Raw genomic sequence first — 15,712 nt, forward strand, 5'->3', positions numbered from 1 at the left:
ATACGTGAATTCAAGGGTCTGCGTCAGCTTCGAGGCCATCAGCGCACGCCGGTTCCCCGATGGCGCCCGCAGACAAGGCGCGTCTGGCCGAGGCCGCCGATCCGGCGCCAGCCGGGGTTCAACGCGCCGTCGGCTTGATCTTGCCGCAGTCGGCGGCCAGCCAGCGCGCGTCGGTGTCGGCAGTCATCGCGCCTTCGGCCGACTGCATGTTCACCTTCGACGTGAAATGGGTCGGGCTGTCGATGAGGGCTTCGAAATCGCCACTGGCCTTCGGTTTCGTGCAGGTGATGGTGCCCTTGACCCGGGTCGCGCTGTTGGTGACGTTCGTGTAGCGGCAGTCGCCGTCGGTCTTGCCGGTATAGACGTTCGCGCCTTTGGCATCTTCCGGCGTGATGCACACCTGCAGCGCGCCGCTGCTGCCCATCGCAACGCCCTGGGCAGCCATCTGCTTCTCCATCATGGCGCGCGCCTCCGGCGGCAGGTTCTTCATCTGCTGCTGCATCATTTCCATCTGCGCCGACATGTCGGGCATGCCCGGCATCGCCAGCTTCGACTTGAATTCCCACAGGCCAGGCTTGATGTCGGCGGCGTGTGCGCTGCCGAAAGCGCACAGGACAAGGGTGAGTGCGGCGGTCAATCGTGTATTCAAGGTGTGGCTCCTTCGGGATCGGTGGCAGGCGGCACCGGCGCGACGTAACTGGCAATCAGGATGAGTGCGCCGATCCCGAGCAGGGAAGCGGTCCATTCGACGGTGCCTGCGCTGGCCAGATCGACCATCAGCAATTTGACACCCACCGCGGCGAGCAGCGCGAAACCGGCGAACCACAGGGTACGCGCACCGCTGCGGGTGGCGTGGATCATCAGTCCGAGTGCGGTCAGCGTCCACGTCAGCGACAGCGCGGCCTGCAGCAGCGTGGATTGGAACATGGCTTCGGCCGACCAGGCCACCCCGGCCAGATGATGCACGCTGCGCGCCGCCAGCGCCGACACCCACAGCAGACCGACGGCGCCGGTCAGTGGCCGCTGGAGCGGCAGCAGAAGCGGGCGCTGTGACCGACCGCGTGCCAGCCACAGCAGCGCGGCGAGGCTGACCACATCGAGGACCGAGGCGAGCGGCAGGTAGCGCAATGCCGAACCGCCATCGTGCGCCAGTTGCAGTGCCGCGACCGACAGCAGGAGCAGCGCGGCGACCGGTCGCAGCACGTAGCCTTCGTAGCGGTCGCGCTGCGCGCTCCAGGGCCATTCGTCGCGATCGTCGGCCAGGGCGCGCTGCAGCACGATACCGGCCACCAGCCAGACCATGATCCAGGCGAGCCAGCGCCACAGGTCCTGCGCGGGCAGCCACATCTCCAGCCAGCCGCCGGCTTCGACGCCGACCGACAGCAGCAGCGTCCAGGCCGTCGCGACATGGCGGGAACCGCTGAACAGGCCGGTATTGTCTTCGTCCTGCCGGCGCAGGATCCACAGATGGGTGGCCCAGGCGAGTGGCAGCGCGAGCGCCATCGCGCCGAACAGCAGGTGGTGCTGCATGTCCCAGCCGACCAGGCTGCCCGCCCACAGCACCGGCAGCGACAGTGCGGCGAGTGCGCGTGCGGTGACGAAGTTGCGGCGCCGTCCCTGCTGTTCGGCCAAGGCGGCGCTGGCCATCGCAAACAGCAGCGCCAGTGCCGGCTGCAGCGCCGACGGCGCGAAATCATCGATGTCGGCCAGGCCGCCGAACAGCCACCAGCCGGCCAGCCGGCCAGCCAGACGGTCAGTGCCTGCGGCAGTCCGTCACCGGTTGCCGCCGTGACGCGCAGCACGCGCACCGATGCGAGTGCTGCACCGGCCATCAGCAGGCAGCCCAGCATGCGGCCATTGACCAGCGGCCAGGCCAGCGTCAGCTCAGGCAGCGCAGCGACCAGCCACAGGCCGGCCAGCCCCTGCAGTGCCGCGCCGGCCCATAGCGTGAGCCTGGATCCGCGCACGCAGCCGTACCACAGTGCAGCCGCTCCCTCGACGGCATAGACCGCAGCGGTCATCTGCAGGTCGAGCGCCAGCGGCACGGCCAGCGTCAGCAGCGCCGCGCCGATGCCGGCGTGCGCACGGAAGTCCAGTGAAGCATCCGGCGCGCGCGCCCGCAGCAGCCAGGCCAGCCCGAGGTAGTACAGGCCGGCGGAGACCGCACTCAGCGCATCGCCGTACTCGAACGGCTGCATCAGCGCGCTCTGCAGCAAGCCGGCCGCCAGCGGCGGGCCGAACAGCAGGCTGCCGCCGTTCCAGCCCGATTCCTTGACCGCTTCACCCGGCGCACGTGCGACCGTCAGCGCGACCCGGGTGGCGCTGAACAGCAGGAAGAACGCGATCAGGAAGCCCTGTAACGCGAGATAGTCGTCCGGTGTGTAGCTGCGCAGTCCCCAGCCGGTGCCGACCACGAAGGTGAACAGAAAGCCGGCGAGTATCAGTGCGCGCCAGGCGTGGCGCCAGGACAGCGCGATGATGAAGATGTCGAGCAGCAGGATGTAGGACAGCAGCACGATGTGGTCGCCCTGCCCGGTGGTGGCGAGCAGTGGTGCCACGAAGGCGCCGGACAGGCCGAGCAGCGCCAGACTTTGCGCCGACTGGCGCGCGGCCATCAGCGCGCAGGCGGCACCCAGCGCGGCGAACAGTCCGAAGGCCGGCGCCGGCCCGATGAAGCCGTAGCTCGCCAGCGCGAAATAGACCGACAGATAGAGCAGCGCAAAGCCGCCGCCCTGCACCGCCAGCGCGAACATGCGGCGCGGCCCGTCGCCGGTCATGCGCCAGCCGGCGAGGATCATGACCAGTCCGACCGCCAGCGCGCCGGCCAGGCGAAGTTGGGGCGGCAGCAGGCCGGCCTGCGCGGCCAGCCGCAGCGCCGACGCGACACCGAAGAACAGCACGACGACGCCGATGCGCGCCAGCGGATTGCCACCCATCAGGCGCGCCCACAGGGCCGTCAATGGCGCAGCACCGGAGGGTGCCGCCGTGGCCGCAGCGACCCGTACGTCGGGCGCGTGCAGCGCATCGAGCGGGGCCGCCTGCGCGCTGACGGCCTGCGGCGTCGGTGGAATCACCGGCGCAGGGTTCTGATCGACCACCGGATCGACCACCGGTGCCGCACCTGTGGCCGCGATGTCCGGTGATGCCGGCGCGACTGGCGGCGCAGCGCTGCGCTCGCGTTGCAGGGCGGTCAGCGCGTCGTACAGCCAGCGTGACTTGTCATCGAGCTCGCGCAGTTTCTGTGTCAGGTCGCGTTCCCGCCGCGCACTTCGGGCGCTGATCCACAGGCCGGCGGCCAGGCCGACGGCGCCGCCAAAGAAGCTTTCGATCTCGCCGTGCGCAGCCCCCGCGACGAGGCCGAGCAGACAGAGCATGGCGGTCAGCATGACAGGCGCCTCATCGCCGGCACCTCATCGCCGTTCGCCGCGCAGCGCAGCGACGCTGGCCTGCAGCGCCGCCGGTGTCGCGGCATCCGGCGCAACGGGGTCACCGGCCACCAGTTCGATGCGGCTGAACGGACCGCGCCGCGGCACCCTGCGCATTGCCGGCCCGTCCTTGCGCGAGAAGAAACTGCCCCACAGGCCTCGCAGCGCGAGTGGAATGACCGGCACCGGCGTGCGCCCCACGATGCGCGTGATGCCCGGCTTGAACGGGTACAGCTCGCCGGTATCGGTGATCCGTCCCTCCGGGAACAGGCCCACCAGGTCACCGGCTTCGAGCGCCGCGGCGATGTCGTCGTACGCGCGTTCGAGCAGCACCGGATCTTCCCTTGCCGGGGCGATCGGAATGCAGCGATTGGTGCGGAACACGAAGCTCAGGATGGGCGTGCGGAAGATGCGGTGGTCCATGACGAAGCGGATCGGTCGCCGGCACGCGGCCGTGATGACCAGTGCGTCGACGAAGCTCACGTGGTTGCACACGACGACGGCCGGGCCTTCGTCCGGGATGCGTTCCAGATCACGCGTGTCGAGCCGGTATACCGTGTGAATCAATATCCACACGATGAAGCGCATCAGGAACTCCGGCACCAGCGTGTAGATGTAGATTGCGACCACGGCATTGAACAGTGCGGTCACCAGAAAGAGCTGCGGAATATCAAGGCCGGCGCGGAACAGCAGCAGGCTGACCAGCGCCGACACCACCATGAAACCCGCATTGAGGATGTTGTTGGCGGCGATGACGCGTGCGACATGATGTTTCTCGCAGCGGCTCTGGATCAGCGCGTACAGCGGCACGATATAGATGCCGCCGGCGGTGCCGATCAGCGCGATGTCGATCAGCAGGCGCCAGTGCGCGGTCTGCTGCAGGAAGCCCGCCGCGCTGCCGTCGTACGCGGCCGGCACTGCCGGCGTGGCGAAGAACAGATCGATGCCGAACAGCGTCAGGCCGATGGCGCCGAACGGCACCAGACCGATTTCCACCTTGCCGCCGGACAGTCTTTCGCACGCCAGCGAACCGGCGCCCACGCCGATCGAGAACACCGCAAGCAGCACGATGAACACGCCTTCGCCGCCGCCCAGCACGTCGGCGGCATAGACCGGAAACTGCGCCAGCAGCGTCGCGCCGTAGAACCAGAACCACGACACGCCGAGCAGCGACAGCCACACCGTGCGGTTGCCGGTGGCAAAGCGCAGCGTGTCGCGCGTGGCGCTGAGCGGGTTCCAGTCCAGTCGCATCGCCGGTTCCGGCGCCGGCGACGGCGGGATGCCGCGACTGGTCCACCAGCCGGTCACGGCGAGCGCGAGCACGACCAGCGCGATGGCGCCGGCCGAGGTGTTGCCGACCAGCCAGGCGCCGAGGATCTGTCCGCCGAGAATGGCGACGAAAGTGCCCGATTCGACCAGCCCGTTGCCGCCGACCAGTTCGCCGTCATGAAGATGCTGGGGCAGGTAGGCGTACTTGACCGGTCCGAACAGCGTCGACTGCGTGCCCATCAGGAACAGTGCCAGCACCAGCGCCGGCAGGTTGCCGGCGATGAAGCCCCAGGCGCCGAGTGCCATGACGACGATTTCCAGAAGCTTGCTCAGGCGGGCCAGCATGGCGCGGTCGTACTTGTCGGCGAGCTGGCCGCAAGTGGCCGAGAACAGGAAGAAGGGCAGGATGAACACGCCCGGTAGCACGGTGGCGAGCAGCCCGGGCGACAGGTCGGTGATGCTGCCGGCCCGGAAGGTGAGCAGCGTGATCAATGCGGTCTTGAAGACGTTGTCGTTCAGCGCGCCCAGCAGCTGGGTCAGGAAGAAGGGCCGGAAGCGGCTTTCCTTCAACAGGTGGAATTGAGAACTCATGCGGGGCCCCGGTCAGCGGCGGAACAGCCGGCTCAGCAGCCACAGCGCGACCGCGCCCAGTGCCACCAGCCAGACGATGAGCGCACGGCGCGACGCCGGCGGCGCCTCCTTCGGAGCCGCGGCATCACGCAGGTCATCGGGGAAGGGCCGCGGCGGCGCCGGCCGGACGACCCATTGCGAGCGTTCGGCCGGCACCCGCGCGGCGTACTCGTCATAGGACGTGACCGGCGCGCTGCCGAAGGCACGCGACGACGGAATCTGCGGAACGTGGATGTACAGCAGCGCTTCGACGTCGTCGGCCAGCAGGCGCTCAAGCCCCTGCTCGGCCGCCTTGCCGGCAGTCAGCCGGCCGAGCAGGTCGCTGCCGGCGACGTTGAAGGCGACGAACGGAAACAGGCCGCTGCGTTCCGCGCTCATGTAGTCGAAGGCCTGCAGGCCGCTGGTCAGGCTCAGCTCCTTGAGCGTCATCCAGGGCAGGCCGAGCCAGGCCTTCGGTTTCGATGTCGGGCCCAGCTGCGGCACCGCCCAGCCGAGCGAACGCAGCGTGTCGAGACTGATGCCGGCGCAGTTGGCGGTGGCGTGGCGGTAGCTGAAGTCGTGCCGGTAGAAGTGGCTGAACACGCGGTCCAGGCCCTGCTGCACGCGGGCGGCGGCGCGCGGCTCGCGCAGCACGGCGACCAGCACCGCGGAAGGTCGGTACCACGATTGACCTGCGTTGAGATCGGTCAGGTAGGCGTCCATCGGCAGCGTGGCGGCCACGATGCCCTTTTCGCTCCAGGCATCGAGGTTGTAGAAATTGTTCACCAGCCAGTCGTTCCACTGGCCGTGTTCGCCGAGCACGCCGGTGGCCAGGGCGAAATGACCGCCGTGCGCTTCGTCATCGTCGCCCTGGGCGCCATTGAGCACCAGGGCAAGCACCGGCCTGCCGCCGGCCGCGCGCGCCGCGCCCGGCGTGCGTTCCCACAGCAGGCGTACGGAGGTCGGCTGGCGCGCACCGCCCTCGTTGGCGCGCACCAGCGTGGCCAGCGTTTCGCCCTCGCGCAGCGGGTCGGCGCGCAGTGCGGTGAGGTCGATGTCGAAACCGTGCGGCCAGAGGGTGCGCGCGGTGAAGCCGCCGGCGCTCGCCTCCCCGCGCAGCGTCAGCGACTGGCCCTGCAGCCACGCCACGCTGTCGGCGTTGAACCAGGACACGTTCGACGCCAGCTGCGGCACCAGCAAAAATGCAAGGCTTTCGTCGTCACCGACGTCGAGCCGGGTGCCGTCGGCAGTCAGGCGGGCGCCGGTCAGGACATGGGGCGAGCCGATCCAGATCAGCGGCGGATGCGTCGCTTCGGCGCCCGTATCCTGCGCCTGTGCCCACGTGCGTACATCGTCCTGCGCAGCCAGCGCAGGATCGAAACTGCTCGCCGGTGCCAGCGGCACGGCGATCCAGTCATCCTGGAAGTACCACAGTGCCTGCGACGCTGCTGCGCATCCTGTACAGACGCCTCTGACGGCGCGAAAACCGGTCGCGTCATGCAGACCGAGTCGTCCGCCGGACACTGCGTCGGACGCGGGCAGAGCAGGGTGCGCGAAAGTCATCATCAGGCCCAGTGTAAGCAGATGGCGCGCGGCGGACGTCACAGCACGATCTCCGCAGCCGGCGGATGACCCAGGAAATTCACCGGGCTGGCGCTCGCGCCGTAGGCGCCAGACTGGAACACCACGAGCAGGTCGCCCGGCTGCGCGACCGGCAGCGTGATGTCGCGTGCCAGCACATCGAAGGGCGCGCACAGCGGCCCGGCGATGCTGACGCATTCGGCCCCGGCGTCCGGTACGGCCTGCAGCAGCGTCATCGGAAGATTGGCGGCGTGCGTACGATCGGGCTGCAGGGTGGCGTGCAGGTGGTGATGGGCGCCGCCGTCAGCCACCAGCCAGGTGCGTCCGCGCACCGTCTTCCGGTCGAGGATGCGACAGACGTAGATGCCGGCCTCTCCGACCAGGTACCGACCCGGTTCGAGCGCAAGGCGCGCAGCCGGCTGCGCTGCCTTCAGCCGTGCGTCGATGTGGTGCAGGTGCGCGGTGACCGCAGCCATGTCGAGCGGTGCCTCGTCCGCACTGGCCGGGATGCCGAAGCCACCCCCCAGATTGAGCCAGTCGAGCGTCAGCCCGGCGTCATCGGCGGCACGCAGCGCGTCGGCCGTGCAGAACGCATGCAGCGCGATCACTGCATCGGCGTCGAGCATGCGCGACGCGCAGTAATAGTGGAAGCCTGCGAATACGAGTCGGTGGTCGCGCACAGCGCGCAGTGACGCCGGAAGCAGGTTGCTGTCGATGCCGAACACACCCGCCTCATTCATGCGCACCTGCGTGCCGGACACGGCGACATCCGGATTGACGCGCAGTGCCACCCGCGCCGGCAGGCCTTCGCGTGCCGCGATGCGCGCGATGCGACCGATCTCCCCGATCGATTCCGCGCACAGGCGCACGCCCTGGCGCACCGCAAGCGTCAGGTCCGCATCGCTTTTGCCCGGACCGGTGAAACCCAGTTGCGCACCGTCGAACCCGGCCGCCAGCGCGCGCCGTATCTCCTCGCCGGAGCTGACGTCGGCGCCATCCAGCCGTGGCGCCAGCCGGCGCAGCAACGCCGGCAGCGGATTGGCTTTCACGGCATAACAGAGCAGCGTGTCCGCCGGCAGCTGTGCGCGCAACGTGTCGATGCGCCAGTCGATCGCCGCGGCGTCGTAGGCGAAGAATGGTGTGCTGCCGACGCGATCGGCGAGCGCCGCAACATCGAGTCCGGCGAAGGCTGGAAACGGCGCGCCCGTCGAGGGCGAACGGCAAAGCGTGGCGGCGGCGGTCATCGGTGATCTTCCAGATAGTCGATCACGCTCGTCAGGTGGCCGATCAATGTTGCGGCACAGAGCCGGAAATGAATTTCGCGACCGTGTCGCGACCGCTCGAGTATGCCGGCGTCGCACAGCAGCTTCAGGTGATGCGATACGGTCGTCCGGCTCAACGTCGACGCCCGGGCGATGTCGCTGGCGTTCAGCTGGGCACCCGGCTCGAACAGCAGCAGGATGCGCTGGCGTTCTTCATCGCCCAGCGCCGCAAAGACTTGCGACAGGTGCAGCCACTCCGGCGGGATGTCCGATCGGTACGCGTTTTTCATGTCGAAAAATATCGACTAATTGGCGCACTGCGTCAAGCCCGGACCATGTTGCGGCGCAACGTACAGGGCGCGCGGCCACCTTGAATCTGCGCGCCGCTTCAATTGACCGGTCTTGTAAGCTCATGTATCATCGCGGACTTTGTGTGTGGCGCATAAGTTCCATGTGCGCCGCTGCAATGCAGATGGGGATGTCGCGCAAGCGACGCTGGCGTAGTTGATCGGACAGGTTCGCGCAGTGGGCCGGAAAGTCGCTGTGCAACGGAAAGAGCGGGCATGCTGAAGGCGGTCATGCTGCAGCTTTCGCTGATTTTGGTCACTACCGGTTGTGCGCTGTTGTTCGGTGGGACGCTTGCAGGGTTGTCGGTGCTGCTGGGCGGTTTGAGCTACGCGCTCCCGTCATTGCTGTTCGCCCTCAGGTTGAACCGTCTGACGAGAGTTGCCTCGGCGTCCGGCAACGCATATCCGCTCGAATTCTTCTTCGGCGAGGCGATCAAGATCCTCTCGACGATTGGACTGCTGGCGTTGAGCCTTTACCTCGTGCCGGACCTCATGTGGGGCTGGTTTGTCGGAGGTCTGGCCGTCGCGCTGCAGGCTGGTTTTTTTGCTTTCTTGCTCAAACACTGACATGGCATCCGGAACCGAACTGACGCACGCCGCTCCCACCGCGGGCGAATACATCGCCCACCACCTCACGTTCCTGAACAATTCCGGCGAGATGCAGGCCAACCTGATTGATTTCGGGTTGTACAACGTCGACACGCTGTTCTATTCAATCGTGCTCGGCCTGCTTACGGTGTTCCTGTTGCACCGCGCCGCCGCCAAGGCCACGTCGGGCGTTCCGGGCCGGTTCCAGGCCGCCGTCGAAATCCTCGTTGAAATGGTCGCCGATCAGGCGAAGGGCATGATCCACAGCGAAGAATCGCGCCGCTTCGTGGCCCCGCTCGCGCTGACCGTGTTTGTCTGGATCTTCTTCATGAACGCGATGGACCTGCTGCCGGTCGATCTGCTGCCGCGCATCTGGGAAGGTGTCTATGCCGCCGCGGGTCACGATCCGCATCACGCCTACATGCGTGTCGTGCCGACCGCCGACATCAATGCAACGATGGGCATGTCGATTGCCGTGCTGCTGCTGTGCCTGTACTACAACGTGAAGATCAAGGGTGCCGGTGGCTGGTTCCATGAGCTGATTTCGGCGCCGTTCGGCAACCACATCCTGCTGGCGCCGTTCAACTTCGCGATGAACGTCATCGAATTCCTCGCAAAGACCGTGTCGCACGGCATGCGGCTGTTCGGCAACATGTTTGCCGGCGAACTCATTTTCATGCTGATCGCGCTGATGGGTGGCGCGTGGACCGGCATGAACGCACCGAGCATCCTGCTCGCCGCCGGCCACCTCGTTGCCGGTCTGTCCTGGGCGATCTTTCACATCCTGGTGATCACGCTGCAGGCATTCATTTTCATGATGCTGACGCTGGTGTACATCGGCCAGGCGCATGACGGTCACTGATTTGCAGTTCATCAGGTTGTTGTTGTTTTTCTATTCTTATCATTAAGGAGTTGTTATGGAACTGGGATTCGTTGCTATCGCCTGCGGTCTGATCATCGGCCTCGGCGCTCTGGGTGCTTGTATCGGTATCGCACTGATGGGCGGCAAGTACCTCGAAGCATCGGCACGCCAGCCCGAGCTGATGAACGCGCTGCAGGTCAAGATGTTCCTGCTGGCCGGCCTGATCGACGCTGCGTTCATTATCGGTCTCGGTATTGCACTCTGGTTCGCCACGTCGACCTTCCTGAAGTAAGACAGGCAACCGCCCCAACACCGACTCATTGAAGGGAAAGTTGCCGTGAATCTGAACGCAACGCTCATCATCCAGCTCGTGGTGTTCCTGTCGTTCGTGTGGTTTACGAAGAATTTCGTATGGCCGCCCATCGTCAAGGCACTCGACGAGCGTGCGAAGAAGGTCGCTGACGGACTGGCTGCTGCGGACAAGGCAAAGGCCGATCTGGCCAATGCCGAGAAGCGCTCGATGGAAGAGCTGCGCTCCGCGCGCGAATCTGCCGCCGAGCTCCGCGCAGGCGCTGAAAAGCAGGCCGGCAAGCTGGTCGAGGATGCCCGTGCGGAAGCCAATCGCATCATCGCCGCCGCCCGCGAAGCCGCGACCACCGAAGCCGGTGCCGCTGCCCAGAAGGCCAAGGACGCATTGCGCGATCAGGTGGCAGCGCTTGCAGTCGCCGGCGCCGAACGCATCCTGCGCCGCGAAATCAACGCTCAAACCCACGCCGATCTGCTCTCCAACCTGAAACAGGAATTGAGCTGACACCATGGCAGAGAACGTCACCATCGCGCGACCGTACGCCGAAGCGGCTTTCCAGCTCGCCCGGGAGGCCGGTGCGCTGTCTGCCTGGGCCGATGCGCTGGGCTGCATGGCGGCCGCAGCGTCCGACCCGGCCGTTCGTCAGCTGTTGTCCGATCCCACCCGCACATCCGTGGATCGCGGCTTCCTGTTCCTCGCTGCGGTACCGGGCGAACTGACCGACGAGCACCGCAGCTTCGTGCGCGTACTGGCCCAGAACAACAGGCTGTCGCTGCTGCCCGAAGTGTGCGAGCAGTTTGTCAGCCTGAAGAACGATCACGAGCTCAACGCCGTGGCCTACGTCAGTTCGGCCTTTCCGATGGACGACGCCACCGTGGCGCGTCTGCTGGCCGATCTGGAACCGCGTTTCGGCCGTCGCCTCGAGGCACGGGTGAGCATCGATCCGGAATTGATCGGCGGTGTGAAGGTTGCGGTCGGTGATGAAGTGATCGACGCCTCGGTCCGCGGCAAGCTCGCCGCCATGGCCACTGCGCTACAGAACTAGGAGTTTTTTGATGAACCTCAATCCGTCTGAAATCAGCGACCTGATCAAGAGCCGGATCCAGAACCTGCACCTGACCGCGCAGGCGCGTACCGAAGGCACCGTGGTTTCGGTGACCGACGGCATCGTGCGCGTGCATGGTCTGGATGACGTGCAGCAGGGTGAAATGCTGGAATTCGAAGGCAACACGTTCGGTCTCGCACTGAACCTCGAGCGCGACTCCGTCGGCGCGGTGGTGCTCGGTGACTACGAACACATTTCCGAAGGTCAGACCGTCAAGTGCACGGGCCGCATCCTGGAAGTGCCGGTCGGCCCGGAACTCATCGGCCGCGTGGTCAATTCGCTCGGCCAGCCGATCGATGGCAAGGGCACGATCGATGCCAAGATGACCGACAAGGTCGAAAAGGTCGCCCCGGGCGTGATCGAACGTCAATCGGTTTCGCAGCCGGTGCAGACCGGCCTGAAGTCGATCGACTCGATGGTACCGGTCGGCCGCGGCCAGCGCGAGCTGATCATCGGCGACCGCCAGACCGGCAAGACCGCGGTTGCCATCGACGCCATCATCAACCAGAAGGGTCAGAACATGACCTGCATCTACGTGGCGGTCGGCCAGAAGGCCTCGACCATCGCCAACGTGGTGCGCAAGCTGGAAGAGTACGGCGCGATGGCCTACACCATCGTCGTCGCCGCCACGGCATCCGATTCCGCAGCGATGCAGTTTCTCGCACCGTATGCCGGCTGCACGATGGGCGAATACTTCCGCGATCGCGGCGAAGATGCGTTGATCGTCTATGACGACTTGTCGAAGCAAGCCGTCGCCTACCGTCAGATTTCGCTGCTGCTGCGCCGTCCGCCGGGTCGCGAAGCCTACCCGGGCGACGTGTTCTACCTGCACAGCCGTCTGCTCGAGCGCGCCGCCCGCGTGAATCCGGATTTCGTCGAAAAGTTCACCAACGGCGAAGTGAAGGGCAAGACCGGCTCGCTGACCGCGCTGCCCATCATCGAAACGCAGGCCGGCGACGTGTCCGCCTTCGTTCCGACGAACGTGATTTCGATTACCGACGGCCAGATCTTCCTGGAAACCGACCTGTTCAACGCCGGTATCCGCCCCGCCATCAACGCGGGCGTATCGGTGTCCCGCGTCGGTGGTGCAGCCCAGACCAAGATCATCAAGAAGCTGGGTGGCGGTGTGCGTCTGGCACTGGCCCAGTACCGCGAACTGGCCGCTTTCGCGCAGTTTGCGTCCGACCTCGACGAAGCGACCCGCAAGCAGCTCGAGCGTGGCCGCCGCGTGATGGAACTGATGAAGCAGCCGCAGTACTCGCCGCTGTCCGTCGCGCAGATGGGTGTGTCGCTGTACGCCGCCAACAACGGCTACTTCGACGACGTCGAAGTGCCGCGCGTGCTCGCTTTTGAATCGGCCCTGCACCAATACCTGCAGCAGAAGACCCCTGATCTGATGAACAAGATCGAGACCACCAAGGATCTCGATGGCGAATCGGAAAAGGCGCTCGCTGCCGCGGTGGCCGAATTCAAGAAGAGCTGGGCGTAAGCGCGCGGACCGGAGATAACCATGGCCAGCGGAAAAGAAATCCGTACCAAGATCAAGAGCGTGCAAAACACGAAGAAGATCACCAAGGCGATGGAGATGGTGGCTGCATCGAAGATGCGCAAGGCGCAGGACAGGATGCGGGCTGCCCGTCCCTACGCCGACACGATCCGTCGCCTTGCCGCCAATCTGTCCGCCGCCACCGCCAGCGAGTACAAGCATCCGTTCCTGGCGACCGTCGGCGAAGTCAAGCGCGTCGGCATCATCGTCGTCACGACCGACAAGGGTCTGTGCGGCGGCATGAACACCAATGTGCTGCGCCTTGCCCTGAATTCGATGAAGGAATGGGAAGCGAAGGGCGCCACCGAAATCCGCGTTGCCGCCATCGGCAACAAGGGTCTGGGCTTCATGCAGCGCATGGGCGCCAAGGTGGTGTCGCAGGCAACGCAACTGGGCGACACACCGCACCTGGAAAAGCTGATCGGCACCGTCAAGGTGATGATCGATGCCTTCCAGGCCGGCGAGCTCGACGCGGTGTACATGTCCTTCACCCGCTTCATCAATACGATGAAGCAGGAGCCGGTGATGGAACAGCTGCTGCCGCTGACCGGTGATCGCCTCGGTACGCCGCAGGGCACGTGGGATTACCTGTACGAGCCCGACCCGCAGGTGGTGATCGACGAATTGCTTGTCCGTTACGTCGAGGCGCTGGTGTATCAGTCAGTGGCCGAGAACATGGCGTCCGAACAGAGCGCGCGCATGGTGGCCATGAAGGCGGCCTCCGACAATGCGGGCAATGTCATCGGCGAATTGCAGCTGGTCTATAACAAGACCCGCCAGGCGGCGATCACGAAGGAGCTGTCCGAAATCGTCGGCGGCGCCGCTGCAGTCTGATCGCGCACAATGATTTTTTGTATTGGGGATAGACGATGAATACCGGAAACATCGTTCAGTGTATTGGCGCAGTCGTGGACATCCAGTTCCCGCGCGATTCGATACCGAAAGTGTTTGAAGCTCTGACACTCGACGAAGCAGATGGCACGCACACCGCCGAAGCGGGTTTGACGTTCGAAGTCCAGCAACAGCTGGGCGACGGCGTGGTTCGTACGATTGCGCTGGGTTCCAGCGACGGTCTGCGCCGCGGCATGAAGGTGGCGAATACGGGCGCGCCGATCAGCGTGCCGGTGGGCAGCGCGACGCTGGGCCGCATCATGGACGTGCTGGGTCGCCCGATCGACGAAGCCGGCCCGATCCCGACGGACGAGCGCCGCTCGATCCACCAGAAGGCCCCGAAGTTCGACGAGCTGAGCCCGTCGGTCGACCTGCTGCCCACGGGCATCAAGGTGATCGACCTGATCTGCCCGTTCGCCAAGGGCGGCAAGGTGGGTCTGTTCGGTGGCGCCGGTGTCGGCAAGACCGTGAACATGATGGAACTGATCAACAACATCGCGAAGTCGTACGGCGGCTTTTCGGTGTTCGCCGGTGTGGGCGAACGGACTCGCGAAGGCAACGACTTCTACCACGAGATGGAAGAGTCGAAGGTTCTGGACAAGGTCGCGATGGTGTTCGGCCAGATGAACGAGCCGCCGGGCAACCGTCTGCGCGTGGCGCTGACCGGCCTGACCATGGCCGAGAAGTTCCGCGACGAAGGCCGCGACATCCTGTTCTTCGTGGACAACATCTACCGCTACACGCTGGCCGGTACCGAAGTGTCCGCGCTGCTCGGTCGCATGCCGTCCGCGGTGGGCTACCAGCCGACCCTGGCCGACGAAATGGGCCGTCTGCAGGAACGCATCACCTCGACCAAGGTGGGTTCGATCACGTCGATCCAGGCCGTGTATGTGCCTGCGGATGACTTGACCGACCCGTCGCCCGCCACGACCTTCCAGCATCTGGACGCCACCGTCGTGCTGTCGCGTGACATCGCTTCGCTGGGCATCTACCCGGCGGTCGATCCGCTCGACTCGACTTCGCGCCAGCTCGATCCGCTGGTGGTGGGTGAAGAGCATTACAACTGCGCACGCAAGGTGCAGATGACGCTGCAGCGCTACAAGGAACTGCGCGACATCATCGCCATTCTGGGCATGGACGAACTGTCGCCGGAAGACAAGCTGGCCGTGTCGCGTGCGCGCAAGATCCAGCGTTTCCTGTCGCAGCCGTTCAACGTGGCCGAAGTCTTCACCGGTTCGCCGGGCAAGATCGTGCCGCTGGCCGACACGATCAAGGGCTTCAACATGATCGTCAATGGCGAGTGCGACCACCTGCCGGAACAGGCCTTCTACATGGTCGGCGGCATCGAGGAAGCGTTCGAAAAGGCGAAAACCCTGCAGTAATGCACCGGCGTGTGCGGTGACGGGCCTGCCCGCTGCCGCACACGGGCAGCATTCACGGAGTACTTATGTCCAAGACCGTACATGTCGACGTGGTCAGCGCGGAAGAGAAGATTTTCTCCGGGTTGGCGGAATTCGTCGTGCTGCCGGGCGAAAGCGGCGAACTGGGCATCCTGCCCGGCCACACGCCGCTGATCACGCGCATCCGCCCGGGCGAAGTGCGCATCAAGTTGCCGAACCAGGACGCCGAAGAATTCGTGTTCGTGGCCGGCGGCCTGCTCGAAGTGCAGCCGGGTCTGGTGACCGTGCTGGCGGACACCGCGATCCGTGGTTCCGATCTCGACGAAGCCAAGGCGCTCGACGCCAAGCGCCAGGCCGAAGAGGCGCTGTCGAACCGCAACGCCTCGATGGATTACGCGGCAGCGCAGGCGGAACTCGCTTCCGCCGTGGCCCAGTTGGCAGCCATCCAGAAGCTGCGCAAGCGCCACTGAGCGCTCTGGCAGTGCAACACACGGGAAAGGCAGACTTCAGTCTGCCTTTT

Annotated in this window: 15 protein-coding genes and 1 pseudogene; 9 read left to right on the plus strand and 7 right to left on the minus strand. The window is 65.6% G+C overall.

Features of this window, described 5'->3' with window-relative positions; all coding sequences use genetic code 11:
• Positions 1-118: 118 nt before the first annotated feature.
• The 7 genes and pseudogenes from ACTIFF_RS05560 to ACTIFF_RS05590 all read right to left on the minus strand — a co-directional run bounded on the left by ACTIFF_RS05560 (position 119) and on the right by ACTIFF_RS05590 (position 8,436).
• On the minus strand, positions 119-649 hold the full coding sequence (locus ACTIFF_RS05560) for a DUF3617 domain-containing protein (RefSeq protein ID WP_439535938.1): 531 nt from the start codon (positions 647-649) through the stop codon (positions 119-121).
• The gene (locus tag ACTIFF_RS05565) at positions 646-1,647 is read right to left on the minus strand and encodes a DUF2339 domain-containing protein (RefSeq protein WP_439535939.1); all 1,002 of its coding nucleotides are present in this window, start codon (positions 1,645-1,647) and stop codon (positions 646-648) included. The genes ACTIFF_RS05560 and ACTIFF_RS05565 overlap by 4 nt, the downstream gene beginning before the upstream one ends.
• A gap of 146 nt (positions 1,648-1,793) precedes the next feature.
• A pseudogene (locus ACTIFF_RS05570) lies at positions 1,794-3,386 on the minus strand (DUF2339 domain-containing protein); the annotation flags it as partial.
• A gap of 24 nt (positions 3,387-3,410) precedes the next feature.
• On the minus strand, positions 3,411-5,285 hold the full coding sequence (locus tag ACTIFF_RS05575; RefSeq protein ID WP_439535940.1) for an MFS transporter: 1,875 nt from the start codon (positions 5,283-5,285) through the stop codon (positions 3,411-3,413).
• A 12-nt stretch (positions 5,286-5,297) separates the two neighbouring features.
• Positions 5,298-6,866 (minus strand): hypothetical protein, encoded by a 1,569-nt coding sequence (locus ACTIFF_RS05580; RefSeq protein ID WP_439535941.1) that lies wholly within the window; start codon positions 6,864-6,866, stop codon positions 5,298-5,300.
• A 38-nt stretch (positions 6,867-6,904) separates the two neighbouring features.
• Positions 6,905-8,128 (minus strand): alanine racemase, encoded by a 1,224-nt coding sequence (locus ACTIFF_RS05585; protein ID WP_439535942.1) that lies wholly within the window; start codon positions 8,126-8,128, stop codon positions 6,905-6,907.
• Complete coding sequence (locus ACTIFF_RS05590; RefSeq protein ID WP_439535943.1) at positions 8,125-8,436, minus strand: ArsR/SmtB family transcription factor; 312 nt, start codon at positions 8,434-8,436, stop codon at positions 8,125-8,127. The genes ACTIFF_RS05585 and ACTIFF_RS05590 overlap by 4 nt, the downstream gene beginning before the upstream one ends.
• A gap of 273 nt (positions 8,437-8,709) precedes the next feature.
• On the opposite strand from ACTIFF_RS05590, the gene ACTIFF_RS05595 reads away from it, so the two are divergent.
• From ACTIFF_RS05595 to ACTIFF_RS05635, 9 genes are all read left to right on the plus strand, one after another.
• Positions 8,710-9,060: an ATP synthase subunit I gene (locus tag ACTIFF_RS05595; RefSeq protein WP_306478557.1), complete on the plus strand. Its 351-nt coding sequence runs from the start codon at positions 8,710-8,712 to the stop codon at positions 9,058-9,060.
• Between the two features lies 1 nt (position 9,061).
• The gene (gene atpB / locus ACTIFF_RS05600) at positions 9,062-9,943 is read left to right on the plus strand and encodes a F0F1 ATP synthase subunit A (protein WP_439535944.1); all 882 of its coding nucleotides are present in this window, start codon (positions 9,062-9,064) and stop codon (positions 9,941-9,943) included.
• Positions 9,944-9,998: 55 nt separating this feature from the next.
• The gene (gene atpE / locus ACTIFF_RS05605) at positions 9,999-10,235 is read left to right on the plus strand and encodes a F0F1 ATP synthase subunit C (protein ID WP_069038773.1); all 237 of its coding nucleotides are present in this window, start codon (positions 9,999-10,001) and stop codon (positions 10,233-10,235) included.
• Positions 10,236-10,280: 45 nt separating this feature from the next.
• The gene (locus ACTIFF_RS05610) at positions 10,281-10,754 is read left to right on the plus strand and encodes a F0F1 ATP synthase subunit B (protein WP_069038772.1); all 474 of its coding nucleotides are present in this window, start codon (positions 10,281-10,283) and stop codon (positions 10,752-10,754) included.
• 4 nt (positions 10,755-10,758) lie between these two features.
• Complete coding sequence (locus tag ACTIFF_RS05615; RefSeq protein ID WP_069038771.1) at positions 10,759-11,295, plus strand: F0F1 ATP synthase subunit delta; 537 nt, start codon at positions 10,759-10,761, stop codon at positions 11,293-11,295.
• A 10-nt stretch (positions 11,296-11,305) separates the two neighbouring features.
• Positions 11,306-12,844 carry a F0F1 ATP synthase subunit alpha gene (gene atpA / locus ACTIFF_RS05620; protein ID WP_439535945.1) on the plus strand — a complete coding sequence of 513 codons (1,539 nt, stop codon included), beginning with the start codon at positions 11,306-11,308 and terminating at the stop codon, positions 12,842-12,844.
• A 21-nt stretch (positions 12,845-12,865) separates the two neighbouring features.
• On the plus strand, positions 12,866-13,735 hold the full coding sequence (atpG, locus tag ACTIFF_RS05625) for a F0F1 ATP synthase subunit gamma (RefSeq protein ID WP_439535946.1): 870 nt from the start codon (positions 12,866-12,868) through the stop codon (positions 13,733-13,735).
• A gap of 35 nt (positions 13,736-13,770) precedes the next feature.
• Positions 13,771-15,174, plus strand: a complete 1,404-nt coding sequence (gene atpD / locus ACTIFF_RS05630) for a F0F1 ATP synthase subunit beta (RefSeq protein WP_069038768.1) — start codon at positions 13,771-13,773, stop codon at positions 15,172-15,174.
• 65 nt (positions 15,175-15,239) lie between these two features.
• Positions 15,240-15,662, plus strand: coding sequence for a F0F1 ATP synthase subunit epsilon (locus ACTIFF_RS05635; protein ID WP_306478553.1), 423 nt, complete (start codon positions 15,240-15,242; stop codon positions 15,660-15,662).
• Positions 15,663-15,712: the final 50 nt, after the last annotated feature.

It is taken from the genome of Methyloversatilis sp., assembly GCF_051861465.1.
GTDB lineage: Bacteria > Pseudomonadota > Gammaproteobacteria > Burkholderiales > Rhodocyclaceae > Methyloversatilis.